This window comes from Arthrobacter sp. A5 (assembly GCF_051131705.1).
In the GTDB taxonomy this organism is placed as follows: domain Bacteria; phylum Actinomycetota; class Actinomycetes; order Actinomycetales; family Micrococcaceae; genus Arthrobacter_M.
On the sequence record NZ_CP180316.1, the window covers coordinates 847,997 to 873,988 of the forward strand.

Annotated in this window: 18 protein-coding genes and 1 tRNA gene; 14 read left to right on the plus strand and 5 right to left on the minus strand. The window is 66.5% G+C overall.

Annotated features, from left to right (window positions below):
• Window positions 1–30: 30 nt before the first annotated feature.
• A complete protein-coding gene (locus ACLLJI_RS03950) occupies window positions 31–1,260 on the plus strand; it encodes an Ig-like domain-containing protein (RefSeq protein WP_434618171.1) in 1,230 nt (409 codons plus the stop codon).
• Between the two features lie 81 nt (window positions 1,261–1,341).
• Here the strand turns inward: ACLLJI_RS03950 and ACLLJI_RS03955 are convergent, their stop codons facing one another.
• Complete coding sequence (locus tag ACLLJI_RS03955; protein ID WP_434618174.1) at window positions 1,342–2,121, minus strand: RDD family protein; 780 nt, start codon at window positions 2,119–2,121, stop codon at window positions 1,342–1,344.
• Between the two features lie 166 nt (window positions 2,122–2,287).
• Between ACLLJI_RS03955 and ACLLJI_RS03960 the strand changes: the two genes are divergently transcribed.
• The gene (locus tag ACLLJI_RS03960) at window positions 2,288–3,280 is read left to right on the plus strand and encodes a stage II sporulation protein M (protein ID WP_434621170.1); all 993 of its coding nucleotides are present in this window, start codon (window positions 2,288–2,290) and stop codon (window positions 3,278–3,280) included.
• Between the two features lie 194 nt (window positions 3,281–3,474).
• Complete coding sequence (locus ACLLJI_RS03965) at window positions 3,475–4,644, plus strand: TIGR01906 family membrane protein (protein ID WP_434618177.1); 1,170 nt, start codon at window positions 3,475–3,477, stop codon at window positions 4,642–4,644.
• Between the two features lie 27 nt (window positions 4,645–4,671).
• On the opposite strand, the gene ACLLJI_RS03970 is transcribed toward ACLLJI_RS03965, so the two are convergent.
• Window positions 4,672–6,408 carry a dolichyl-phosphate-mannose--protein mannosyltransferase gene (locus ACLLJI_RS03970; protein WP_434618180.1) on the minus strand — a complete coding sequence of 579 codons (1,737 nt, stop codon included), beginning with the start codon at window positions 6,406–6,408 and terminating at the stop codon, window positions 4,672–4,674.
• Window positions 6,409–6,526: 118 nt separating this feature from the next.
• Between ACLLJI_RS03970 and rsmI the strand changes: the two genes are divergently transcribed.
• Window positions 6,527–7,366 (plus strand): 16S rRNA (cytidine(1402)-2'-O)-methyltransferase, encoded by an 840-nt coding sequence (gene rsmI, locus ACLLJI_RS03975; protein WP_283560017.1) that lies wholly within the window; start codon window positions 6,527–6,529, stop codon window positions 7,364–7,366.
• Between the two features lie 184 nt (window positions 7,367–7,550).
• Entirely contained in the window at window positions 7,551–9,047 is a 1,497-nt protein-coding gene (locus ACLLJI_RS03980) for an NAD-dependent succinate-semialdehyde dehydrogenase (protein ID WP_283559994.1), read from the plus strand.
• On the opposite strand, the gene ACLLJI_RS03985 is transcribed toward ACLLJI_RS03980, so the two are convergent.
• From ACLLJI_RS03985 to ACLLJI_RS03995, 3 genes are read right to left on the minus strand one after another with little or no spacing between them, the layout of a single operon-like run.
• Window positions 9,044–11,575, minus strand: a complete 2,532-nt coding sequence (locus tag ACLLJI_RS03985) for a transglutaminaseTgpA domain-containing protein (protein WP_434618183.1) — start codon at window positions 11,573–11,575, stop codon at window positions 9,044–9,046. The two genes, ACLLJI_RS03980 and ACLLJI_RS03985, sit on opposite strands and share 4 nt — an antisense overlap.
• Complete coding sequence (locus ACLLJI_RS03990; protein ID WP_434618186.1) at window positions 11,572–13,152, minus strand: DUF58 domain-containing protein; 1,581 nt, start codon at window positions 13,150–13,152, stop codon at window positions 11,572–11,574. Before ACLLJI_RS03990 ends, ACLLJI_RS03985 begins: the two co-directional genes overlap by 4 nt.
• 12 nt (window positions 13,153–13,164) lie before the next feature.
• Complete coding sequence (locus tag ACLLJI_RS03995) at window positions 13,165–14,364, minus strand: AAA family ATPase (protein ID WP_434618189.1); 1,200 nt, start codon at window positions 14,362–14,364, stop codon at window positions 13,165–13,167.
• A 184-nt stretch (window positions 14,365–14,548) separates the two neighbouring features.
• Between ACLLJI_RS03995 and ACLLJI_RS04000 the strand changes: the two genes are divergently transcribed.
• From ACLLJI_RS04000 to ACLLJI_RS04040, 9 genes are all read left to right on the plus strand, one after another.
• Window positions 14,549–15,505: a TatD family hydrolase gene (locus ACLLJI_RS04000; protein ID WP_434618192.1), complete on the plus strand. Its 957-nt coding sequence runs from the start codon at window positions 14,549–14,551 to the stop codon at window positions 15,503–15,505.
• 405 nt (window positions 15,506–15,910) lie between these two features.
• Entirely contained in the window at window positions 15,911–17,122 is a 1,212-nt protein-coding gene (locus ACLLJI_RS04005) for a transglycosylase family protein (protein ID WP_434618195.1), read from the plus strand.
• A gap of 76 nt (window positions 17,123–17,198) precedes the next feature.
• Window positions 17,199–18,089, plus strand: a complete 891-nt coding sequence (rsmA, locus tag ACLLJI_RS04010) for a 16S rRNA (adenine(1518)-N(6)/adenine(1519)-N(6))-dimethyltransferase RsmA (RefSeq protein ID WP_283559988.1) — start codon at window positions 17,199–17,201, stop codon at window positions 18,087–18,089.
• A gap of 286 nt (window positions 18,090–18,375) precedes the next feature.
• Window positions 18,376–19,512 (plus strand): 4-(cytidine 5'-diphospho)-2-C-methyl-D-erythritol kinase, encoded by a 1,137-nt coding sequence (locus ACLLJI_RS04015; RefSeq protein ID WP_434618199.1) that lies wholly within the window; start codon window positions 18,376–18,378, stop codon window positions 19,510–19,512.
• A 92-nt stretch (window positions 19,513–19,604) separates the two neighbouring features.
• Entirely contained in the window at window positions 19,605–21,419 is a 1,815-nt protein-coding gene (locus ACLLJI_RS04020; protein WP_434618202.1) for an ABC-F family ATP-binding cassette domain-containing protein, read from the plus strand.
• Window positions 21,420–21,530: 111 nt separating this feature from the next.
• The gene (locus ACLLJI_RS04025; protein WP_434612124.1) at window positions 21,531–22,613 is read left to right on the plus strand and encodes an IS630 family transposase; all 1,083 of its coding nucleotides are present in this window, start codon (window positions 21,531–21,533) and stop codon (window positions 22,611–22,613) included.
• A 392-nt stretch (window positions 22,614–23,005) separates the two neighbouring features.
• Window positions 23,006–23,077, plus strand: a tRNA-Gln gene (locus ACLLJI_RS04030).
• Window positions 23,078–23,455: 378 nt separating this feature from the next.
• Window positions 23,456–24,886, plus strand: a complete 1,431-nt coding sequence (glmU, locus tag ACLLJI_RS04035) for a bifunctional UDP-N-acetylglucosamine diphosphorylase/glucosamine-1-phosphate N-acetyltransferase GlmU (protein WP_434621174.1) — start codon at window positions 23,456–23,458, stop codon at window positions 24,884–24,886.
• On the plus strand, window positions 24,883–25,863 hold the full coding sequence (locus ACLLJI_RS04040; RefSeq protein ID WP_434618205.1) for a ribose-phosphate diphosphokinase: 981 nt from the start codon (window positions 24,883–24,885) through the stop codon (window positions 25,861–25,863). The genes glmU and ACLLJI_RS04040 overlap by 4 nt, the downstream gene beginning before the upstream one ends.
• The last annotated feature ends 129 nt before the right edge of the window (window positions 25,864–25,992 follow it).

Below are 25,992 nucleotides of genomic sequence, written 5' to 3' on the forward strand. Positions count from 1 at the left end.
GTTTGGGGGAGAGCAGTGCAGGATTCGCAGATGCGCAAGAGCCACGGCAAGGGCTGGAAAATCGGACTGATTGCCCTCGTTTGCCTTGGCGTCGTCGGCGGCGGAATTGGCGCTGCCACCGCTCCCACCTGGGCCGGGTCTTCGATCGCATCTGAGTCGCAGAGTCCCGCGCGCACCACAGAGGGCCTCGCGGCTCCGGTCGTGCAGGCTATGGAGCTTGGCGTGACTCCCACGGACGGTGCCGCGCAGGTTAACCCTGCTGCGCCCGTCGTCGTCAAGGCAACCTACGGAACGATTAAATCGGTCGCGCTGACCGAGGCCAAGTCCGGCACGGCCGTTGAGGGGGCCACCAGCGCGGACGGATCGACCTGGACCGCAGGTGGTGCGCTGAAGTTTGACACCGCCTATCAGTACGAGTACACCGTGGTGGACGGAGCCGGCCGGGAAACACACCAGGCGCAGACCTTTACGACGGTGCCAGCCTCGCACGAAGCCGACGCCGCCGTGTATCCGCAGAACGGCCAGAAGGTCGGCGTCGGGCAGCCCCTACAGATCACCTTCAGCGAGCCGGTGATCAACAAGGAAGCCGTCGAGAAGGCGCTTAAAATTACGACGACGGCGGGTCAGGTCGGCGCGTTCCACTGGTACAGCGACACGATGGTCCGCTACCGGCCCGAAGGCTTCTGGACCGCGAACAGCACCATCACCATGGAGATGCAGCTGTTCGGCGTGGATCTGGGCAAAGGCCAGATTGGTAACTTCAACAAGACGGTCACCGTCCGGATCGGCGACAAGAAGGTCATGGTTGCGGATTCGGCCAACCACGTTGCCGATGTCTATGTCAACGACCAGCCGTCCCAGCACTTCCTGGTGACCATGGGCGACGAGCGTTTCCCCTCGGCCTCGGGCTACCTGGTGCTGATGGACCGGCAGCGGACCGCGCACTTCGTGGCCGCCAGCATTGGGCTCAAGCCCGGTGATCCGGCCAACTACGGCGAACTTGACGTCAATTACGCCACCCGGCTGACCCCCAGCGGCGAGTTCATTCATCAGGCCACGGATTCGGCAGTGGCCTACATTGGCCAGTTGAACCTCTCGCACGGCTGCATCGGCATGGACGAGGCAGGCGCCTCCTGGGTCTTCAACAACATGGGGGTGGGCGACCTGGTCCAGGTCATCAACAGCGTCAGCGAGTCGGCTGCGCCGACGGACGGCTACGGCGACTGGAACATCCCCTGGGCGCAGTACGCCTCCCGCTAAACCGCGCACTCCTTCCCGCTTCTGCCTGCCCCTCCCGGACCCCTCTCCGTCATCGCGGCGTTCCCTCGACCGGAGCGGATCCTAGTTGTCCTGATCGAAGGGCAGGGTGTAGAGCCGGCGGGCGGTTTCGTCGGCGCGTTCCCGCTGGGCGGTCATGCGGCGCAGCTCGCGGTTCCGGCGTTCGGACGTCACCGCAGCCAGATACGCATCCGGAGCCGTCCCGGGCGGCGGCGGCGGAGAGACATAGGCGGCGGCCTCCGTCGCCAGAGCCGCCGCCAGCTGCGCCCGGGACTCCGGTGTCATTTTCGCCCACTGCGTCAGGAACGCGGAGATCCGTCGGCCCAGCGGGTCCGGCATTCGCCCGATATCGGCCAGTCCGGCCCAGGGCTGCAGCTGCGGCGGCGTGGTCACGATCAAGGGCGGGGCCGCGGCCACCCGCTCACGCATCGAGTAGGTTCCGGCCAGCATGTCGCCGAGCCGCTTGGAGCGGGAATTGAACAGGGACACCAGAAACGCTACGGACCCGAGCATCATGTACAGCTCGAACACACCCAGCAGGCCCCGGATCAGGGCCTGCCGGAAACGGATGGAGCCGCCGTCGTCACGCACTATGCGCAGCCCCATCACCAGCTTGCCGAGCGACTTTCCCCGGGTCAATGTTTCCACACCGATCGGCAGCGCCACGAAGACAAAAACCACGGTGCCCAGCACCAGCGCGCTGGCCGCGGCCGGATCAATGTCGCCCAATCCGGAAAGCAGCAGCAGCCCCAGCCCGACCAGCAGGACAACCGCGACGGCAAAATCGATCAGCGCGCCCACCCCACGGGCGGCAAAAGAGGCGGCCCGGAGCTCCAGAACCACTGCCTCACCGGTGATGATTGAGCTGATGGTCGCGCTCCTTCCACACCGGTCCAAAGGCGCACGGGCGCGCTTCCTCGCCGTGCGTTGTCCAGTCTAGCCATTCCCGGATGGGTGGGCGGAGCAACCATGAGGAGTACGACGGCGGCGGGCAGGTTAGTGTGGGATGGTGGACTTGGATGCGTTTACCGCGGTACATCGTGCGCAGTGGGACAGGCTGAACGAATTGGGCCGACGGCGCAGGCTCACCGGCGAGCAGGCGGATGAACTGCTGCGGCTGTACCAAAGCACGTCCACGCACCTGTCGATGATCCGCTCGGCGGCGCCCGAAAGCGCCCTTTCCGCCTCCCTGTCCACTCGGCTGGCCCGGGCCAGAACGCGCTTCACCGGTGCCCGCTCGAATTTCGCGGAAGATCTGGCGCGCTTCTTCGTCCTGGCCCTGCCAGCCGCCTTCTACCGGATCCGCTGGCTGACCCTTGGCGTCGGCGCCGTATTCGTGGCCATCGCGGTGCTGTATGGGATATGGGCGGCTGGAAACCCGCAGGTTTTGTCCGCCCTGGGCAACGATGCCCGGCTGCGCCAGCTGGTGGATCACGGCTTTGTCGACTACTACTCGGAGAATCCGGGAGCCTCGTTTGCCGGACAGGTCTGGACCAACAACGCGTGGATCGCGGCGCAGGCCGTGGCACTGGGCATCACGGGCGTGTACGTTCCGTTCCTGCTCCACCAAAACGCGATGGGCGTCGGACTCACCGGCGGGGTGATGTTCGGGTATGGCCGCGGCGACGTGTTTTTCAGCTATATCCTGCCGCACGGTCTGATGGAGCTGACGGCGGTCTTCGTGGCCTGCGCGGCGGGTCTGCGGATCTTCTGGTCCTGGATTTCCCCGGGACCGCGCCCCCGTCTGGTGGCCTTGGCGCAGGAGGGGCGGTCGCTGATTACCGTGGCGATCGGCCTGCTGATCGTGCTCTTTGTCTCGGGGCTGGTGGAGGCCTTTGTGACTCCCAGTCAGCTTCCCGTCTGGGCCAAAATATCCCTCGGCGCACTGGTGCTGGCCGGGTACTGGGCCTACGTGCTGATTTTGGGGGGCCGGGCCGTGCTGACGGGGGAGCTCGGTGACTTGGACGGCACCGACGCGGGAGACAGCCTCGCCACAGCCTGACGCCGGGGAATTCCGCCTGGCCGCACGCCGCTGGCTGCCGCACGCCGCTGGCTGCCGCACGCCGCTGGCTGTCGGGCTTCCCACTGCTGCCGCAGCAGCACCCGGCAAGCGCAGGGCCGGATATGCGGCCCGACTTCGGCTGCGTTGCGGGGTGGCGGCCTCGCCCTGAGACGGACGGCAGGTACGCTGAAAATGTGAGTGAGAACAAGAAGCCAGTTTCAGCCCACCCCGCGGACGATAACGCCGGATCCGAGTCTCGGCTGCCCGCGACCCCCGATGAGAGCATCGGCGAGCTGTCGTCCGAAACGCCGGAGGACGATGAGCCGGCATTCGCCTGGATGACGCCGGCTGCCGGACATTCCGCAGCCGCCCAGGCGGGCACTGTCCGGCCGGGTGCTGGGCCATCGTCCGGAGCACGGACCGCTGCCGCACCCGTGCCCCGGCACGGCCCTTCCGTAGACGCCCCCAGTGTAGACGGGTCCGCCGTAGACGCCCCCAGTACAGACGTGTCCGCCGTAGACGCCCCGAGTGCAGACGGCTCCGCTGTCTTCCATGAGCCCCTTCCCACCAGCATGCTGCAGATCCGGCCGCCGCAGGAGGACGTGGACCGGCGCGCCGCGCAGCGCGAGGAGGCCGCCAAGGTCCAGCCAGTGTTGCCGCGCGTACTGCAGGTGGTGCTTGCCGTCTGTTACCCCGTGGTGCTCCTGGTGCTTGCCATCCGGCTGATCACCACCCCACTGTTTCTTTGGGTGGAATACCACCGCCCCGGATTTCCCGCCGATACCTTCGGTTTCAGTACCGACGACCGGATGACTTACGGATCCTATGTGGTGGATTATCTGCTCAATTTTGCCGGTCCACGCTTTCTGGCAGACCTGGTCAAACCGGACGGCGGGAAGCTGTTTGCCGTCGGCGAGGTCAGCCACATGGAGGACGTGAAATCGGTCATCACCGTGGCGTTCATCGCCGGCGCGGTGCTCGCCGTCGTCATGATTGTCGCCATCGTGTACCTGATGCGCCGCAGCACGGGTGGGGTCCGCCGCGGTCTGTTCGCCGGTTCCATTGTCACGCTGGTGCTGGTGATCGGCCTGGGCGTTCTGGCCTTCGCGGGCTGGGAAGCGTTCTTCACGGACTTCCACCAAATATTCTTCAAGAACGGGACCTGGACGTTCTATCTCGACGATTCCCTGATCAGACTGTTCCCGGAGCAGTTCTGGACCGATTCCGGTCTCCTGATCGGCGTCGTCGTCCTCTTGGTTTCGACGCTGACGCTCGCCTTCACCTGGCCGACCAAACAGCGCCGCAATCTGAGCAAACGGGCAAGGAATCCGCGGCAGGGCCGGCGGACGGCAGCCGAAATATAGCAGCTGCCGTCCGAGCAGTTGCGCGGGCTAAATCCAGCTGGGCAGCCACATCCGGTTCCGCCATTGCCCATACGGGATCATCTGGTCGGTCCAGATCGGGTAGAAGTAGGCGCTGACCACCACCGTCAGGACCAGGAAAATCCCCACCAGCAGGGCGCCCTGCAGCCGCCGCCACCGGGCATCGGTGGATTTGCCCAGCACCAGGCCCAGCACAAAGACCAGGGCCAGGATCAGGTACGGCTCATAGGCGATCGCGTAGAAGAAAAAGATGGTGCGGTTCGGGTACAGCAGCCACGGCAGGTAGCCTGCAGCCAGGGCAGCCAGGATAGCACCGGCGCGCCAGTCGCGGCGTGTAATCCAGTAGACCAGCAGGAACGCCGCGGCCAGGGCCGCCGACCACCAAATCACCGGATTTCCGACGGAGGAAACGACGGCTGCACAGCTGTCCGCCATGCAGCCCTTTTCACCGTGCTTTGGATAGTCGGTGTAAAACGAGGTGGGGCGGCCCATCACGAGCCAGGACCAGGCATTGGCTTTGTATGGGTGGTCCGATTCCAGCCCGGTGTGGAAGTTGTAGGCGGTGAAATGGTAGTGCCACAGGGAACGCAGCGGATCGGGGATCCAGCCCCAGCCGCTGCCGGTATCGGTGGCGGCCCAGTTGCGGTCCCAGGAGTCCGCGGCCAGGAACCAGCCGGTCCAGGACACCAGATACGTCGCGGCTGCCACCGGGACGACGGAGACGAACGCGAAGATCCCATCCTTGAGTATTCCGCCCGCGATCCAGTGGCGGACGCCGGCTATGCGGCGGGCGCTGAGGTCCCAGAAAACGGTGAGCAGGCCGAAGGCCACCAGGAAGAACACCCCGGACCACTTGGTCCCGATGCACAGGCCCAGCGCGATGCCGGCAGCCAGCCGCCACCAGCGGATGCCCAGCCATGGCCCGTGGACCAGATCCTTCCCGAACGGAATGCCGCCCCGGGCTGCCGCCAGCGCGGCCAGCCGTTCGGCGAGCCGGTTCCGGCCGTCGTCGCGGTCCAACAGCAGGGCGCCAAAGGCCACCAGCGCCCAAAACATCACAAAATTATCCAGCAGGGAAGTGCGGGACTGCACAATCGCATGCCCGTCGACGGCGAAGAGCAGCCCGGCCATGGCGCCGATGATGCTGGAACGGAACATTTTTTGCGCGATCAGTGCCAGCAGGAAGATGGAGACTGTTCCCACCGCGGCGGCGGAAAAGCGCCAGCCGAAGGTGCTGGAAGGGCCGAAGAGCCACATGCCGAAGGCGATCATCCATTTGCCGACGGGCGGATGGACCACGTACTCGGGCGTGCCGAGGATGGAGCTGAAGTCGCCCGCATTGAAGTGTTCGTTGGCCTTTTCAGCCCAGTTGCGTTCGTAGCCGCTCTGCAGCAGGGAATAGGCGTCTTTGACGTAGTAGGTCTCGTCGAAGACCAGGGAATGCGGTTCCCCCAGTCGGACAAAGCGCAGAATTCCGCCGATCGTGGCCATCAGAGCCGGTGCCAGCCAGAACCACAGGCGCAGTGACAGCGGTGTCTCGAGCCAGCGCCACCGCGAACCCAACAGCCGGTCGCGCAGGGCAGCGACGGTGAACGTGGTCTTCGGATCGCTGAGCCAGCGCTGCTTCGCACCGGGTGCCGGAGGCGGCGGCACCGGCGGGGGCGCTGCGGGATCGGTAACGTTCAGGCTCACCCTGCCAATGCTACCTTTGGCTCCCCACCGGTCCGACCCGCGCGACGTGCTCATCGGAACCGTCGGTGCGCGTTTGACGGAGCCGGGTATCAGCCGGTGCGGCGAACACTAGGCTGGAAGCATGGACACAGAGCAACCGGCCGCAGCAGCCACCGCACCGACCACCGGACGGATGGCTGGCGAGGGCTACATCGTGCTGGCGGCGACCCCGATCGGCAATATGGGTGATGCCTCCGCGCGTCTGATGGAATGGCTGGGCTCGGCCGATCTTATCGCCGCAGAGGACACCCGAAGACTCCATCGACTGGTGCAGGCGCTGGGTGTCACCGTGACCGGGCGCGTGATCAGTTACCACGAGCACAACGAGCAAAGTAGGACGGCGGATCTGCTGGCTCAGGTCCGGGAGGGCCGCACATTGCTGATGGTGACGGACGCCGGGATGCCCGCCGTTTCCGATCCCGGTTTCCGGCTGGTGGAAGCGGCCGTTGCCGCCGGGATCCGGGTCACGGCCGCCCCCGGACCGTCGGCGGTGCTGACGGCACTGGCGCTGTCCGGACTCCCCACCGACAGGTTCTGTTTTGAGGGTTTCCTGCCCCGCAAGAGCGGTGAACGGGCTGGCCGGCTGGCAGAGCTGCGCCTGGAACGGCGCACCATGGTGTTTTTCGAGGCGCCGCACCGTCTGGAGCCGATGCTCCGTGCGCTCCAGGAGGCCTTTGGACCGAACCGCCGGGCTGCGGTGGCCCGCGAGCTGACGAAGACCTATGAGGAGGTGCTGCGCGGACCTTTGCGTGAGCTTCTCGAATGGGCCGAAACGTCCGAGGTCCGGGGCGAGATCGCCGTCGTCGTTGCCGGCGCGGCGGAGTCGGCTCCGAGCCGTCCCGAGGACCACGTAGCAGCCGTCAACGAGCTGATCGGTCAGGGGATCCGGCTCAAAGAGGCGGTGGCCGCGGTCGCGGAGGAGGTCCATGTGAGCAAGCGCGAGCTGTACAGCGCGGTGCTGGCCGCGCGCTGAGCGGCGCCGGCAACGCGGGCTGCAATCCACGGAGGTAGCTGTCCGACGGTAGTTGTGCAGCTGCACAACGGAATACCGTCAGGGTGGTGCTCACATGCGTAGACATCCCCAGCGGCCGGGAACTACCGTGGGCAGCAGAAGTATTTCTTATCTGACATATTTCCTCTCTGACATAGGAGTCCGTATGAGCGCGAGCACCCAGACCATCACCGCCGACCGTGAGAGCGAACTGCTCGCCGGCATTCCTGCGGAACTGCTGATCGGAGGGTCATGGCGGCCGGCCACGGGCGGCAGGACCTTTGGCGTGGAAGATCCGGCGACGGGGAAAACGCTGGTTTCCATCGCCGACGCCGGCCCGCAGGACGGCGTCGCGGCGCTGGACGCCGCCGTTGCCGCCCAGGACGGCTGGGCGGCCACCGCCCCGCGGGAACGCGGCGAAATCCTGCGCCGAGCCTTCGAAATGGTCACGGCGCGCGCCGACGATTTCGCCCTGCTGATGACTCTCGAAATGGGTAAGCCGCTCGCCGAAGCCCGCGGTGAGGTCGCCTACGGAGCAGAGTTTCTCCGCTGGTTCTCCGAGGAAGCCGTCCGCGCCTTTGGCCGCTATTCGATCTCGCCGGACGGCAAGTCCAGGCTGCTGGTGAACAAGAAGCCGGTCGGGCCGTGCCTGTTGATCACACCATGGAATTTCCCGCTCGCCATGGCCACCCGCAAGATCGCCCCGGCCGTCGCCGCCGGCTGCACCATGGTACTGAAGCCCGCCGCGCTCACCCCGTTGACCTCGCTCCTTTTTGCCGAGGTGATGCAGGAGGCCGGGTTGCCGGACGGCGTGCTCAATGTTCTCACCACCACCTCCGCGTCGGCCGTGACGGGTCCGCTGATCAAGGATTCCCGGCTGCGCAAAATGTCCTTCACCGGTTCCACCGAGGTGGGGCGCAGGCTGTTGGCGGATGCCTCCACCAACGTGTTGCGCACCTCCATGGAGCTGGGCGGCAACGCGCCATTCGTGGTCTTCGAGGATGCCGACCTGGATGCAGCCGTCACCGGCGCCATGGCTGCGAAACTGCGGAACATGGGCGAGGCCTGCACCGCCGCGAACCGCTTCATTGTGCACGAATCCGTGGCCGCGGAATTCGCGGAAAAATTTGCCGCGAAAATGTCCGCCATGAGCACCGGCCGCGGCACCGAAGAAGCCACCCAGGTAGGGCCGCTGATCGATGCCAAGAGCCGCGACAAGGTCCATTCGCTGGTCACGGACGCGCTCGCCGACGGCGCGACGGCGCTCACGGGTGGAGCGGCCGTGGATGGCCCCGGCTATTTCTACCAGCCCACCGTCCTGACCGGTGTCGAGCCCGGATCCCGCATTCTCGACGAGGAGATCTTCGGGCCAGTGGCACCGATCGTGACCTTCAAGAACGAGGCCGAAGCCGTCGCTCTGGCCAATGACACCGAATTCGGGCTGGTGGCCTATGTCTTCACAAGGGATCTGAACCGCGGGCTGCGGATGGGCGAACGGCTGGAAACCGGCATGCTCGGGCTTAACGCCGGGGTCATCTCCAATGCAGCCGCACCATTCGGCGGAGTCAAGCAGTCCGGTCTGGGCCGCGAAGGCGGGCTGGAAGGAATCGAGGAATACCTGTACACCCAGTACATCGGCATCGCGGACCCATACGCATCCTAGGACGTAGCACCGCGGTCCGCTTGGGAAGGGGGCGGCGGGCGCTTCCGGCTGGACCGCTCTGGCCCGCCGCGCCAGCGCCGCAGGGTCGACGGCGGCAACAGCTCGGCGCGAAGCCGACGGCCGGCAGGTGCCTTCGCGCGCAGCAGCCGATGCGCCACTGTCAGTGCGCTCCTGAGCCCGCTCCGCACCGCGGCCTCATCCGCGTCCGCCTCCGGATCGCTGCGGTCCACGAATGGCTCTTCCTCCGGTGAACCGTAGGCACGGTGCTCGTAGGCGGAGAGCAATACCTGCACCGGTCCGGCGGCGGTTGTGTTGCCTGCCGTGCCGGCGGCGGCTCTGACGGCCCCGGCGCCGCCTCCAATCCCGCCCCCGGCGCCACCGCGCAGCGGCCCCTGCAGCAGACGGGCGGCGAAGGTCCGGGGCGTATCGCTGGCCATCGGCTGCAGTCCATAGTCAAACGCGAGGTCCGTCAGCTCCGCCCAGGCTGCGGATTCTGGCGCCCGGGCTGCCCCCGAACCGGGGCGGGTGGTCCGCCGGCGGCGCCGGCGCAAATTGATGCGGGTTAGACCGGGCGCGGCCAGCAGCAGAACAACGGCGGGCGTCAGCACGAACCACAGCGGTTGGACCGTGCCACCCGCCTGTCCTCCGGTGGCGTGCGGGGAAACCGGCGCGGGCGATGCCACCGCGGAAGGTGAAGCGGTATTGGCCGCGTTGTCTCCTGGCCGCAGCTCATTATCGGGGCTGTTGGCCGCGCCCCCGGAGACGCCAAGCTGCATCGCGTAGGCGGGGACTTGGCCTCGACTGGGAGTAGGTTCGAAGGGAACCCATCCGAGGCCGGCGAAGTACAGTTCAGGCCAGGCGTGGGCACTATGTCCATCCACCTGGTACTCCGTGAGTTGCTCGCCGTTTATCAGCACGGTCCGACCGGTGAGCTGCCCTGGTGCGTAGCCCACCGCAATCCTGCTGGGGATCCCGACCTCCCGCGCCATCACCGCCATGGCGGCCGAATAGTGCACACAATAGCCGCTCTTGACGTCGAGGAACGTGGCCAGAACGTCCATGCCGCTGCCGTCGTAACCATTGGTCACAGGGGTCTGTTCGGAATAGCTGAACTGCGGGCCGCGCAGATAATTCTGGATCGACAGTGCCCTGTCAAAGTAGGTGGAGGCACCCGCTGTGACGTCCAGGGCCCGCTGCCGGATGATGCCGGGCGTGTCGGTCGGCAACGACATGAACACCGGGTCCAGTGTGCTGGGCGGTTTTTGGACCACTTGGGACAGCGCGCCCTTGGTGAGCGCCGGCATGACGCTCCGGACGATGTACTGCTGGTTCAAGGATGTCGAGTTGATGCCTTGGATGGCCAGCGTCTCCGGATCCCAACCCCAGCGCCCGGAAAGCCCCGTGATGTTCACCGGCGCATACGGCACCGGCAGCCACGGGCCGCTGAAGTCCGTGGACTCGATCACCGTGGTGGTCGTGACGGTAGGAACACCGGAAGCGCGGGACGAATCACCGGTGATGTTGTTGGCGTCCAGTTGGCGCATCGTGTTCCGGCTCGTGGGCTCCCAGGAATTGCCGCTGAAATCCTCCAGCGTCGTGGTCCGCAGATAGGGTGCGGAGGTCGCGTCCGTTGCATAGATCATCATCCCCTGGCCGCCGGACTGGCGCAGATCGTTACCCAGCGACAGCATTGGATTCAGCCCGGAGACCTTGCCGAAGGCGTTCAGCCGGGTTCCCTGCGGGAACGTCCCGGAGTTGAAGCCGGGGATCAGTAGTGCCGCGAGCACGGTGACGACGACGGCGGCGACGGCGACGCTGACGGCCCGCCGGAGCTGTCCGGTTGACCGTCTGGCGCTCTGATCCAGGTCGGCAGCCGGTGCGTACCATTGGCTCAGTCCCAGAATCAGCAGGTAACCGGCCGCTCCGCCGAGAAAACCCAACGGACCAAGGCTGTCGGGTTTGATGAGGGCTGGAATGAGCATGATGGCGAAGATGCCGAGCCCGCTGCTGGCCGGCATGGCCAGACCCACGGCCAGCGAATCTGTCAGCAGGGCCGCGAGGCCGATGCCGGCGCAGACAATGAAAACGATGCCCGCGTTGGGGTACACCGGCGCCGCCCCCGTGATGATGGTGTCCGAGGCCTGGCTGATCAACGGTTGGAGGGCCTCGAAGCTCTCTTTGCCCGGGATAAATCCCAACAGGGCGGAGGAATTAAGGAACAGCAGCGTCAGCACCATGACCAAGGCCGCCAGACCCAGCATTTGGGCGGCTGCCGGTGGAAGGCGGAAGGCACGGGCGCCAGCGGTCACCAGCAGAACCGCGGCCACAGTCAAGATCACAAGGGTCAACCAGCTCCAGCCCCGCAGCACTCCGTTCAGACCCAGTGAAGTGCCGATAACGGCAACGAAGATGGCTCCGGCCATAGACCACGGCGCCACTCCGGCGGCGGGACGGGAAGAGCGCCGTGTCCCGGCCGCGCCATTGCCCGGGTCCGAAACCAGCCCGGGGCCCTGCGTACGGGTGCTCATGGCCGGCTCCCCCCGGAACCGTTGTGGAAGCGGAATCTTCCGTGGCTGACTGGGACGCCGCTGACTGGGACGCCGCTGACTGGGACGCCGCTGACTGGGACGCCGCTGACTGGGACGCCGCTGACTGGGACGCCGCGGCCTGGGACGCCGCGGCGTGGACCGGCGTGGGCGGGGCCCAGACTGCCACCCCGGACGGGCCCGTTGGCGGCGCCGGATAACTCCGGCTCGTCGAAACATGCCCACGCGGAGGCCAGCGGGGTGCCACTGCCGACGGCGACAGCCCGCCAGCCGCCGGTCCGCAGGATCTCCAGCAGCTCGCCGGCTTCCAGCGGCTGCCCGGTGCAGACAATTGCGAATGCGCTGGCACTGTACTCGGCCGCCGGAGCCAGCGCGGCCGCTTCGCCGTAGGAGAGCCCACCCAGTAAAGCGATCAGCGGACCGTGCTGGCGGCGCAGGGACAACTTGTCCAGCAGCGGCTCGGCCCAGGCCTCCGGCCCCGCGGCGGACGGCGGGGCGCCCCCGCGCCGCCCCGCCGGCGTCGTCAGTTCAAGGGCGGCCAGCGATGCGGCCACGGACGCCAGCCCGGCGCCGCCCTCATAGCTGTCTTCCCAGGGCTGCGGAGCCGATCCCGAGGTGTGGAATCCCGGCTGACCGCCGAGATCAAGAATCTGCAGGTCAAAGCTGCGTTCAATCAGGTGCGCGGCAACGGACATGGCTGCCACCACCGTCCACTCGAAGGTTTCGCTGCTGATCAGATCGGCATGGCTGCCGTCCGGGGCGCCGGAACCGAAGGCACCGCCCGGGGCGTGACCGGCGTTCCGGTAAGCACTCAGCCGGCTGTCCAGCAGCACGGTGGCCTCCGGAGTGGTGACGGATTCTTCCTGGCGGACCATGAGCTCCCCATGGCGAGCGGTCGCGGGCCAGTGCACGCGGCGCATTGGATCACCGTGGCGGTATTGGCGGGTCATCACGTCATCGTCGCTGGGATTGGCACGCTGCCGGGTGGCGGTCATTCCGTCATCGCCGCGGGCACCTGTGAGGGAAGTGGCGGGAAGTTCGACGGCGGCGGGCGTGACGGTGAGCAGTTCCGTGACGCCCAATTCCCGGCGGTGCCCGCTCAGGCCAAAGGGATCGGTGAATTCCGCCGTCACCGGGCCGATCCGGAACTGTCCGCGGCGGGACGGGCGGAGCCGATATTCGTAACGGCTCACCCCGCCGTAGGTGCGGTAACGGGCCGGGTACGTGAACGATGGAGGATCGCCGAAGCGTGGCGGAAGCTGCTCAGACATGCGGATCCGCCCGCTGCCGAATCCACCCCCGGTGATCGCCAGATGTGCCGTCGTCGTCGTCCCCGTTTCCACCGACGCGGGCGAAAACTCCCGATGGACCACGAATTCGGGCCGGAGCAGCTTTATGCCCAGCGCCGCCAAAAGCGGGAGCACCAGCAGGAAAATGCCCAGGGTCAGCAGATCGCGCCGGCCCAGGATCTGCGCGAGCAGCATGGCAAAGAGCCCGGCCCCCACAAGACCCCAGCCGCGGAGAAGGAGCAGCCTGTACGGAAACCAGCCGAAGCCCATGGCATCCTCCCGCTACCGGCCGGCGCCGGTACTGCCAGGGCCAAGGCGTCCGGTTCCGCTTGGCCGCCGCCCTGCCCAATCGGCCTCGGAGCCAACCGGCAACACGTCCAAAATGGCGGCGATGACGCCGGACGCGGTCTGACCCGCACTCGCGGACCGGCGCTCCAGAATGACCCGATGCGCCAGGACCGCATCAGCCATGGTCACCACATCGTCGGGAATGACAAAGGTGCGCTGTTGCAGCGCGGCGTGCGCCTTCGCTGCGCGCAGCAGTTGGAGCAGAGCCCGCGGGCTCGCCCCCAGCCTCAGCTGCTGGCTCTCCCGCGTCGCGCGGCCGAGCGCCACGATGTACTCCTTAACGGGGGCCGAAACATAGACGACGTCGACGGCGCCCATCATCGAGGCGACGTCCTGCACGGTGGCGACAGCGCTGACCGCCTCGAGCGGCGAGACGGACTGATGGGTCTGGAGCATATCGATCTCCGAAGCCCGGTCCGGGTAGCCCATCGAAATGCGGGCCATGAAACGGTCCCGCTGCGCCTCCGGCAGGGGGTACGTGCCCTCCATCTCGATCGGATTCTGCGTGGCGACCACCATAAACGGCTCCGGCAGCCGGTGCGAGGTGCCGTCCGTCGTAACGCGGTGCTCTTCCATGCTTTCCAGCAGCGCCGACTGGGTTTTCGCAGAGGCGCGGTTGATCTCGTCGCCGATCACGATATTGGCGAAAACGGCGCCCGGGCGGAACTCGAACTTCCGCGTCGACTGGTTGTAGATGGACACCCCGGTGATATCGGAGGGCAGCAGGTCAGGGGTGAACTGGATGCGGCTGACCGAACAGTCGATGGTCCGGGCCAGAGTTTTGGCCAGCAGGGTCTTGCCCACCCCTGGCACGTCCTCCACCAGCAGATGCCCGCGGGCCAGCAGCACGGTCAGGGCCAGCTCCGCGGCCCGGGCCTTGCCGTCCATGACCGTGTTGATGGTGGCCAGTATCCGTTGGCTTGTCTGCTGGAATTGCGCCGGATCCATGGCACTGCCCTCGCCGGGCGCTGCGGCCGCGCTGGGTCCGTCGGCCGCGCTGAGACCCCCGGCCGCTGTGGTCGCGCCCGGTGCAATGGCGTTGCCGAGCGCACCGGGCCGGGCGGTTCCGTTGTCCCCGGCTGCCGGGCGCGGCAATGACTGCCCTGCGATGGTGCGGTTCTGTTGGTCCATCATCGACCTTTCGCGCGTCGCCGACCTCCCGTTACCTTCGCAGCCGCAGCCGCGCAGTGTCCGTCCGAGGTCGGTCGTGAGACCTAGGTTACTAGTTCAACACCGTTATGTCCGTTCCGGTTCCCGGCGGCCGGTGCACGACGTCCCAGGTCGATGGCTAGGTGCGCCGCTAGGTAAAGTTGGGCACATGAGCAGCACAGAGATTCCCGTGCAGTACCGCGCTGGATCGCGGCCGGACGACGACGGCGCCCGGCGGCCGTCGTCGTCTGACCGCGGGACGCGCAGCAGTAAGGAGGACGACGGACGGCGCCGGAAGCTTGACTACCCCGGTGCCCCTGAGCCGTTGCCGGTTCCCGTGATCGACAATCACACCCATCTGGATATGCGTGACGGTCTGGTCCAGGTCTCCGTGGCCGCGGCGCTGGACGCGGCCGAAGCGGTGGGCGTGAAGGGCGCGGTACAGGTCGGCTGCGATCTGGAATCGTCCCGCTTTACCGTAGCGGCCCTGGAGCTGGACCGCAGACTGCTGGGCGCCGTCGCTCTCCATCCCAACGACGCTCCGGAGTTGGCTGCGCGGGGCGCGCTGGAGGGCGCGCTCGCGGAGATTGAACGGCTCGCAGCGCACCCCCGGGTGCGGGCCATCGGCGAAACCGGCTTGGACTACTTCCGAACCGCGGAATCCGGCCTGGCGGACCAGCGGTACTCATTCCGCCGGCACATTGACCTGGCCAAGCGCCTGGGGCTGGCGCTGCAGATCCATGACCGGGACGCCCACGCTGATGTGGTGGCGACCCTGCAGGCGGAGGGCGCACCGGAAAGGGTGGTGCTGCACTGTTTCTCCGGCGACGCCGACCTGGCCCGGATCTGCAATGCCAACGGCTGGTACATGTCTTTTGCCGGCACCGTGACGTTTAAAAATGCGCATGACATCAGGGCCGCGCTAGCCGTGGCGGACCCGCAGCTGGTCCTGGTCGAGACCGACGCGCCATTCCTGACCCCGCACCCGCACCGCGGGCGGCCCAACGCCAGCTACATGGTGCCCTACACGGTCCGCTCGATGGCGGAACTGCTGGCTAAAGACCTTGGTCTGCTCGGTGCGGAGCTGGCCGCCAACACCGAAGCGGTCTATGGCTCCTGGGGCTGACCGCGGCCCCCGAATCCGACCACCGTCCGTCCGTGACACCCTCCCGGTAGCCTTTGACACCGGGCCGTCAACTTTTTGTCAAACGGTTGTCATGCGGTCTTGTTCGGGCCGAAAGTGGGCTGTGCACCTTGGCGTTAATGTCACGATTGGGTTACGCTGGGGAACTATTAGCCGGGGTCGGGGAAGGCCATCGGGTAAGTTCACTTCAGTTTCGTGCACCGTTCCGCGGTGCACGGATGCCGTTTGCCGGCCGTCATGCAGCGCATGGACACCGTCGCATGGGCACGTCTAAAACCAGGAAGTGCGGCAGTGCCCAGGCCTGCCGTGCGGATGCCTCGCGGCCGCCGCACGGAAGGAATGAGCGCTATTCCCCGTGCCCGGATCCTTGAGTAGTGACGGGTTCCTGTGGCAAATTTCTTCAAAACGGCCGGCGGCAAGCCAAGTCTGGCGAAAATCGGTGGACAGGCGTTGGTGCTCTTGGCCCTCGTGCTGGGTCTTGTGGCCTTCGTCGGCAACAACAAGACCATCACCGTCAATGTGGACGGGCAGGCCAGCTCCGTGCAGACGTTCGGCGGTTCTGTCAGCCAGGTGCTGCAGCACGCCAACATAGAGGTTAAATCCGCTGACAATGTCAGCCCGGCACTGGACACGGCGGTGGACGACGGCACCGTCATCAACGTGAACACGTCCAAGCAGATCAAGGTCAACCTGGACGGCTCCGGCACGACGGTCCAGACCACATCCGCCAAGGTCGGCGACCTGATCAACCAGCTCGGCGTGACGGCCAACGCGATGGTTTCCGCCCCCAAGGACATGAAACTTGCCAGCACGGATGTCATTGACATCGTGACGCCGAAGACGGTGACGATCCTCGCCGACGGCAAGAGCGTGGAACAGACGACGACGGCAGCCACCGTGGCCGAAGTCCTGGCTTCCGCGGGAGTAACCCCCGCAGCTGCGGACCTGGTGTCCCAGCCCAAAGACTCACCCGTAGTGAACAACATGGTGATCAAGGTGTCCCGTGTCGTCAGCGGGACCAGCACCACGGTCGCCTCCGACGTAGCCTTCACCACCGAGACCACTGTCGATCCGAACCTCTTCAAGGATGAGCAGAAGACAACCCTGGCCGGCACCGTGGGCAAACTGGAGAAGACCTACGCCCTGACCACCATCGACGGCCGCGAAGTGAACCGGGCCGAATCGGGCGAGACCGTCACGGTTCAGCCCGTCGCCGAGCAGGTCACCGTGGGCAGCAAGGATCATCCGGTGGCCGTTGCGCCTGCCGCGCCTGCGGCTGCGGCACCCGCCGCTGCGGCACCCGCGGCTGCGGCACCCGCGGCTGCGGCACCCGCCGCTGCGGCCGCACCGCCGGTGATGAACGCCGCGATGTGGGACAAGATCGCTCAGTGTGAATCCGGCGGCAACTGGGCCATCAACACCGGCAACGGCTACTACGGCGGCCTGCAGTTCGACAACTCCTCCTGGCTGGCCAATGGCGGCGGGCAGTACGCCCCCCGCGCCGACCTGGCCACCCGCGAGCAGCAGATTGCCGTCGCCAACACCTATTACGCCAAGGCAGGTCTCTCCCCATGGGGCTGCGCAGGGGCGGCACGCTAGGGAAGCCCGACCGCACCTGAGCCCAGTTGGCTCAGGTGGCCGGGGGCTCAGATGGCACAGTGACTAAGATGGCACAGTGACAGAGCCAGCTTCCCGCCCCGAGAGTGCCCTCCCCGTTCGACCCCTGCTGGGAGCGGCGGATATCCGCCGGCTGGCAGATGAGATCGGCATCCGACCGACCAAAACGCTGGGCCAGAACTTCGTTATTGACGGTAATACCATCCGCCGTATCGTGGCCACAGCCCGGATCGACCCGGCGGAAACCGTCCTCGAAGTCGGTCCCGGACTGGGCTCGCTGACCCTGGGACTGTTGGATGCAGCGGCCCGGGTGGTCGCCGTGGAAATCGATCCTGTGCTGGCCGCCAAACTGCCGGACACGATCGCCGCCTTCCGTCCCGATCTGGTAGCCAATCTCGACGTGGTGCTCTCCGATGCGATGCGTGTCACCGAGCTCCCCGTCCAGCCGGCATCCCTGGTCGCGAACCTGCCCTACAACGTGGCCGTCCCGGTGGTGCTGAACCTGCTGGAACGCTTCCCATCGCTGCAGCATGGTCTGGTGATGGTCCAGGACGAGGTGGCGGACAGGCTTGCGGCCGGACCCGGCTCGAAGACCTACGGCATCCCGTCCGTCAAGGCCGCCTGGTATTCCCGGATGCGCAAGGCAGGCGTAATCGGGATGAACGTCTTTTGGCCCGCGCCCAAGATTTCCTCCGGCCTGGTGGCCTTCACCCGGCACCAGCCGCCTGTCACGCGGGCCAGCCGGGAAGAGGTATTTGCCGTCATTGATGCCGCCTTCGCGCAGCGCCGCAAGACCCTCCGGGCCGCACTGGCGGGGTGGGCCGGGGGAGCCGCGGAAGCCGAGCGGTGCCTGACCGTTGCCGGCGTCGACCCCCGGGCCCGCGGAGAGGTCATCGATATTGCGGCATATGCGAGGATTGCGGAAGCGAAAATTCCCCTGATCGTCTGAACCGTCGCGGGCCGACGCCCCGGGCAGAGGGCACCCCGGGCAGAGGGCACCACTAACAAAAATGACGGCGGTCCCCGAAAATGATGCGGGACGCGCCCGTCATATGGCGGGACCGCCGTCATTTTTGAATCGGGAGGGAGCGGTCCGCCCCCGACGGTGGCAGCGGAGACCGTATCGCCGGGGCCGGGCGTGGAGCCCGGTGACGGGTCCCGGTAACTCGGCAGAACCCTGCGGACAGGGCTCGCGGCAGTTGGCCCCGGCCACGCCGTACCCTAAGTTGGAGGCTATGAGCTCAGTGCACAGGTTTCCGGTCGGCCGGACCGTCCGGGTCAGGGCGCCGGGAAAGATCAACGTCTTCTTCCGGGCTGGCCCGCTGCGGCCTGATGGCTACCACTCGGTGGCCAGTCTGTACCTGGCGGTCTCCTTGTATGAGGAGGTCGCCGCGACCAGCGTCCCCGCCAAGCTGATGCGGGCCGCGGACTCTGCCAGCACCGGCTCCACCACCGGCCGCACCACCGGCTCCACCACCGGTCGCACTGGCCCCGCCTTCACCGACGGACCCACGCCCGGCACCATCGCCGGCCCCGACGGACCCACCTCCACCACGGGACCCGTTGCGGACGCCACGGCCCCGGCAGCGGTCACCGTCCGGCTTAGGGGTAATCCGGGTCAGGCCGAGGGTGCACTGGCGGTTCCCTTGGACGAGAGGAACCTCGCCGTCCGGGCGGCGCGGCTGATGTCCGACGTCAGCGAGGGCGCCGGACCGGTCCTGCTGGAAATCACTAAACGAGTGCCTGTCTCCGGTGGGATGGGCGGTGGATCCGCCGACGCCGCGGCCACACTGCTGGCATGCGAGGCGCTCTGGGACAGCGGTCTCTCCCGCGAGGAGCTTTCCCACCTGGCCGCCGAACTCGGCGCCGACGTGCCCTTCGGGCTGCTCGGCGGTGCCGCCGTCGGGCTCGGTGTGGGGGATGAGCTCACCCCGGCACTGGCGCCGTCGCAGCTGCACTGGGTGCTGGTCCAGGCCAACTTCGGGCTGCCCACCCCCGAGGTGTTCCGGCAGCTGGACCGCATGCGCGAGGACGACGACGCCGAACCGTCGGTGCCCGGGCAGGTGGATCCGGCCGTGCTCGCGGCCCTGCGCGCCGGGGACGCTAGGGCTCTCGCCGCCGTGCTCGTCAACGATCTGCAGCGCGCCGCCGTCGCACTGGCGCCGCAGCTCGCGGACGTGATCGCAGCAGGGAAGAAACACGGTGCGCTGGCTTCCCTCGTGTCCGGTTCCGGACCCACCATCGCGATGCTGGCAGCCGATGAGGCCGACGCCCGGGTACTGGCGGACCGGCTGGCGAACGACGGGCACAACGCGCTTCCGGTACACGGTCCGGTGCACGGGGCGAAAATCATCTCAGACGTCATCCGCTGAGCCTCCTGGGCGCCGTTCCAAGGCATGCGGAGCCGGCCCGGGGCCGCGGGGTAGAATGGCTGGCCTTGAATCTTATTGAAAGTAGTTGATCCGTGGCACATCTTCTCGGCGGCGAAAGCCTCACCGTCCAGTTCGCGACCCGTACCGTGCTGGACGGCGTTACCCTAGGCCTGGAGGAAGGGGACAGGATCGGCATCGTGGGCCGGAACGGTGACGGCAAATCCACCCTGATGCGCCTGCTGGCCCAACGCCAGACCCCGGACGAAGGCCGGGTCACGCTGCGCGGAAACGTCCAGGTCGGGTACTTGGACCAGTCCGACGTGCTCGACGCGGACCTGACGGTCGGGGAGGCGATTGTCGGGGACGCGGCGGATCACGAATGGGCCGCCAACCCGAAGATCCGCGAAGTCATGGGCGGATTGGTCGGCGAGGTCGACTGGCATGCCAACGTGCATGCGCTCTCCGGCGGCCAGAAGCGTCGCGTGGCGCTCGCCAAGCTGCTGATTGGCGATGACGACGTGATCATGCTTGATGAACCCACCAACCACCTGGATGTGGAGGGCGTCGCCTGGCTGGCCCGCCACCTGAAGACCCGCTGGCGCGCGAACGAGGGCGCGTTCGTCGTCGTCACCCATGACCGCTGGTTCCTGGACGAGGTCTGTACCAGGACCTGGGAGGTCCACGACGGCATTGTTGACCCGTTCGACGGAGGTTACGCGGCGTATGTGCTGGCGCGCGCCGAGCGCGACCGCTCCGCCTCGGTGATGGAAAGCAAACGGGTGCAGCTGGTCAAGAAGGAGTTGGCCTGGCTGCGCCGCGGTGCTCCGGCCCGGACGGCGAAGCCGAAGTTCCGGATCGAGGCGGCCAACGAGCTGATTTCCGATGTGCCCGAGCCTCGTGATTCGGTCTCGCTGAGCAAAATGGCGACTGCCCGGCTGGGTAAGGACGTGCTGGATCTGGAGGACGTCACCCTTTCCTATGCAACGGACGACGACGGCGGCGCGCCGTTGCTGGACAACATCACCTTGCGCTTGGCGCCGGGTGAGAGGCTGGGCCTCGTCGGGGTCAACGGCTCCGGGAAGACGACCCTGCTGAAGCTGCTCAACGGACAGGTACCGCCGACCAAGGGCCGTCTTAAGCGCGGTAAAACGGTCCAGACGGCCGTCCTCACCCAGGAGGTCACTGAGCTTGACGACGTCCTGGACATGCGGGTCATCGAGGTCATCGAACGGGAAAAACGCTCCTTCGCCGTCGGCGGCAAGGACATGACCGCTGGCCAACTCGTGGAGCAGCTCGGCTTCACCAAGGATAAGCAGTGGACCCGCGTGAGCGAGCTTTCCGGCGGCGAGCGGCGCCGGCTGCAGTTGCTGCGCCTGCTGGTGGGGGAGCCGAACGTACTGATGCTCGACGAACCGACCAATGATCTGGATACCGATACGCTCGCCGCCGTGGAGGACGTGCTGGACGGCTGGCCGGGCACGCTCGTGGTGGTCTCGCACGACCGTTACCTGCTGGAGCGCGTCACGGACCGGCAGATGGCACTGCTGGGCGATGGCAAAATCCGCGACCTGCCGGGCGGAGTGGACCAGTACCTTCAGCTGCGCGAGGCCGCACTCGCCGGGAAAGCCGCGACATCGGGCCCGGCAGCTGCTGGACAGGACTCAGTGGCGCCGGCCAAGACCGGGCCGAGCGAAGCGGAGAAACGCGAAGCCCGCAAGGGGCTGGGCCGGATCGAACGCCAGCTGGGCAAGCTCACCGCGCAGGAGGAGAAGCTCAACGGGCAGATGGAAGCCAACGTGGGTAACCACGAGCTGCTGACCGGACTGAACCGCAAGCTGCAGGGCCTCGCGGCCGATAGGGAAGCCCTTGAGGAGGAATGGATGCAGGCCTCCGACACTCTCGCCTAGCCGGTCGCCAATCCATTCGCCAGGGGTGGCGGATGGATCTGCGCACCGCTAGGTCACTAGTGTAGCGTGTCGTTGTTTCCTTTGGGTCTGATTGTTTGTCAGACTTGATCCATGGTTTATCTGGCAAAGGCACTTCAGTTGCGCGACGGGGACCGGGGCGCCCTGGAAGCGTTGACTCGTGGGAATTCTTCCACTGCGACGTTGGCGTTGCGGGCGCGCACGGTTTTGTTGGCTGCTGACGGGATGCCGAATGTCCAGATTGAGAAGATCACCGGGTTTTCGGCGCCCACGGTTTTGAAGTGGCGCAACCGCTATGCCGAGGGCGGGATCGAGGCCCTGTCCGATGTCCAGCGCCCGGGCCGGGAGCGGGAGATCGACGAACTCGCCCTGATTGCCGACACCCTGACCAATGACGGGAACCCGCCGGCGGAGCTGGGGATCTCGCACTGGTCCGCGCGCATCATGGCCGAACGCCACGGAATCTCTTTTTCGTCCGTGGCCCGAATCTGGCGCCGTTGGAAGATCCAGCCGCATCGGATCGAGACGTTTAAATTCTCCACCGACCCGGCCCTGGAGTCCAAGCTCCGGGACGTGGTGGGCCTGTACATGTCCCCGCCGGAAAACGCGGTGGTGGTGAGCATTGATGAGAAGACCCAAATCCAGGCACTGTCCCGCACCGGCCCGGACCAGCCGCTGTCCCCGACCCACCCGCTGCAGCAGACGCACGACTACAAGCGCAACGGCACCACCACCTTGTTCGCCGCCTTGGAGGTTCTCACCGGCAAACTCAGCGCGAACGCCTTCTACCCAAAGCACACCAACATCGAGTTCGTCGATTTCCTGGGCCGGGTCGCCCACGCCCACCCCGGGGTTGAGCTGCATGTCATCTGCGACAACTATGCGACCCATAAGCACCAGAACGTGAAGGACTGGCTGGCCGAAAACCCGCGCGTGAGCCTGCATTTCACCCCGACCAGCTGTTCCTGGCTGAACATGGTGGAGATCTTCTTCGGGATCATCACCCGCCAGTGCCTCAAACGCGGAGCATTCAGCTCCGTGAAAGAGCTGGAGGAAACCATGGAACGCTACATCGAGAACTACAACCAGGACGCCAAACCATTCACCTGGACCAAGTCAGCGGAGTATCTCCTGGGCAAGATGAAACGCAAACAAACCATTAACACGGAACACTAGTGCCCGCTCAGAACTCGGTAACGCGGCCTGCCGAAGGGACGTTCTCTGCCGGGGTTTCCCAGCGTGCACTGATGGCCGCCGTCCGGGCCCGTCCAGTAATCGGATCCGGGGCAGTATTGCGCTCTGGACGCCGGAACTGATGCTCGAATGGGCCGCTCGTGCGCTCGAGGCGATAAAGCCTGCGCGCTGATACCTCTGCCCGGAACGCGGGAAAGTACACCCGTCACGCCGGGGGCAAGTCGGCGCAATTTGCTTCGGTCCTAGGATGAATCACCATCCCGAGTCGCGGGCACGGTCACCGGCGTGGCAAACTAGATACTCGTGCGGCCGCCCGCATTGCTTCCCGACGCCTACGGCTGACTGGAGCAGCGGAATCAGCGGCGCCGGCATGGTCCGCCCTGGTGTAATGGCAGCACCCCAGCCTTTGGAGCTGTGGAGTATAGGTTCGAATCCTATGGGCGGAACAGACAATACCCGCGTTCGCTCGGCGGTTTCGGTGAAGTGCGCCGCTTGGCAGCGGAATCCGCGGCGTCGGGTGACCGAGGGCGGCTTCCCGGGAAGGTAACATTGCGTTAACCCTTTGCTCAGTTTGACGACGGATCCAGTCCGGGTAGGAGTGCCACTTAGTGAGCCCCCGAAATACCAGTGAAGGCGCGGTTGGGGACGCGTCGGCATTCGAAGCAGCCGTTTCCCCGCCCACCCAACGGGCGGTAGAACCGCAAACGCAGCCGGCGGTAGAACCGGAAACGCAGCTGGCGGTAGAACCGCAAACGCAGCCGGCGGTAGAACCGGAAAAGCAGCCGGCCGCGGTGATCATCCTCGCCGCCGGTGCCGGTACCCGGATGAAGTCCCGGAAACCGAAGATTCTGCACGAAATCGGCGGGATTTCGCTGATCGGGCACGCCCTGGCCGCGGCCCGGGCGCTCCGCCCCAAGGTCCTTGCCGCCGTCGTCCGTCATGAACGCGACCTCGTCGCCGAACATATCTCGGCACTGTATCCGGAAGCGCTGATTGTCGACCAGGACCACGTCCCGGGCACCGGACGGGCGGTTCAGTCGGCGTTGGAGGCACTGCCGGAAGGCCTCGAGGGCACCGTTGTGGTGACGTATGGCGATGTGCCGTTGCTCACAACTGCCCTGTTGGCGGAGCTCGTCGACGTGCACAGCACGGACCGGAATGCGGTGACGGTGCTGACCGCGTTGCTTGACGACGCCAGCGGCTACGGCCGGATTCTGCGCGCCGGCGACGGTACGGTGCTGGGGATCCGCGAGCACAAGGACGCCGGCGCCGCGGAACGGGACATCCGGGAAATCAACTCGGGCATTTACGCCTTCGACGCCGCCGTGCTCCGTGCCGCGCTCGGGCAGGTCACCGCGGACAACTCGCAAGGTGAGATGTATCTGACGGATGTTCTCTCGATTGCCAGGAACGACGGCGGCAGGGTCGCCGCCGTTGTGACCGGGGACCGCTGGCAGGTCGAGGGCGCCAACGACCGCGTCCAGCTGGCCGCGCTAGGCGCCGAACACAACCGGCGAACAGTGCAGGCCTGGATGCGTGCGGGCGTGACGGTCATCGACCCGGCCACGACCTGGATCGACTCGACGGTGCTTCTCGAAGAGGACGTCACGATCCTGCCCGGCACCCAACTGCACGGCTCCTGCACGGTGGCCCGGGACGCCGTCGTCGGGCCCGACAGCACGTTAACGGATGTGCAGATCGGGGAGGGCGCCGAGGTGACGCGCACGCATGGCAGCGGCGCCAGGATCGGCGCGCACGCACACGTGGGCCCGTTCACGTACCTGCGGCCGGGCACAGTCTTGGGCGCGGACGGCAAGATCGGCGCCTTCTACGAAACCAAAAACGTCACCATCGGCCGCGGCTCCAAACTCTCGCACCTCGGCTACGCCGGGGACGCCGAGATCGGCGAAGACACGAACATCGGCTGCGGCAACATCACCGCGAACTACGACGGCGAACACAAGCACCGCACGGTGATCGGCTCGGGCGTCCGCACCGGCTCCAACACCGTCTTCGTCGCCCCGGTCAGTGTCGGAAACGGCGCCTACAGCGGGGCCGGCACGGTGATCCGCAGGGACGTGCCGGCCGGGGCCCTGGCCATCAACGTCTCCCCGCAGCGCAACATGGAAGGCTGGACGCTGGCCAAGCGCGCCGGTTCCGACTCCGTCCGGCACACGGGCTCCGTCTCCGCGCGCCGTGCGGACCCTGATTCCTCCAGCATCCAGGCACCGACAGAAGAGGGCACACAAGTATGAGCGGAATTACGGCACATGGCGAGAAGAAACTGGTCCTTGCCGCCGGCCGGGCGCATCCGGAACTGGCACAGGAGATCGCCAAAGAGCTGGGCACCGAGCTGCTGCCCATCGATGCCTATGATTTTGCCAACGGCGAGATCTATGTCCGCTCCGCGGAAAGCGTCCGCGGCACCGATGTGTTTGTCCTGCAGGCGCACCCGGCCCCGCTGAACAACTGGCTGATGGAACAGCTGATCATGGTTGATTCGCTTAAGCGTGCCTCCGCCAAACGCCTCACGGTGGTGTCGCCGTTCTACCCGTATGCCCGCCAGGATAAGAAAGGCCGGGGACGTGAGCCGATTTCCGCCCGGCTGGTGGCGGACCTGTACAAGACCGCCGGCGCCGACCGCATCATGAGCGTTGACCTGCACACCAGCCAGATCCAGGGCTTTTTTGATGGTCCGGTGGACCATCTCATGGCCATCCCGCTGCTGGCCGACTACATCCGCACCCGCGTCGGCGGGGATAACGTCACGGTGGTTTCCCCGGACACCGGGCGCGTCCGCGTTGCCGAGCAGTGGGCGGAGCGCCTCGGCGGTGCGCCGCTGGCGTTCGTGCACAAGAGCCGCGACCTGACGGTCCCCAACCAGGCGATGTCCAAAACGGTGGTAGGCCAGATACAGGGACGGACCTGTGTGCTGATCGACGACATGATCGACACCGGTGGAACCATTTCCGGCGCGGTCCAGGTGCTCAAGAATGCCGGTGCCAAGGATGTCATCATCGCGGCGACGCACGGCGTGTTCTCAGGGCCGGCGGCAAAGCGGCTGTCGGAGAGCGGCGCCCGCGAGGTGGTAGTGACCAACACGCTGCCGATCCCTGCCGAGAAGCGCTTCCCGCAGCTGACGGTACTCTCCATCGCGCCGCTGATCGCGCGGGCCATCCGCGAAGTGTTCGAGGATGGGTCGGTCACCTCACTGTTCGACGGTCAGGTCTAACACCCGGATCTGAGGTGCGCTGGTGCGGCCAGCGGGCTGGTAGGATTGTCCCGATACCTTGGCGAGGGATCGGTGCCGCAGCGGCACCGATCCGTTATCGACTGGGTCTGAAACTCCTTCGCGTTTGGC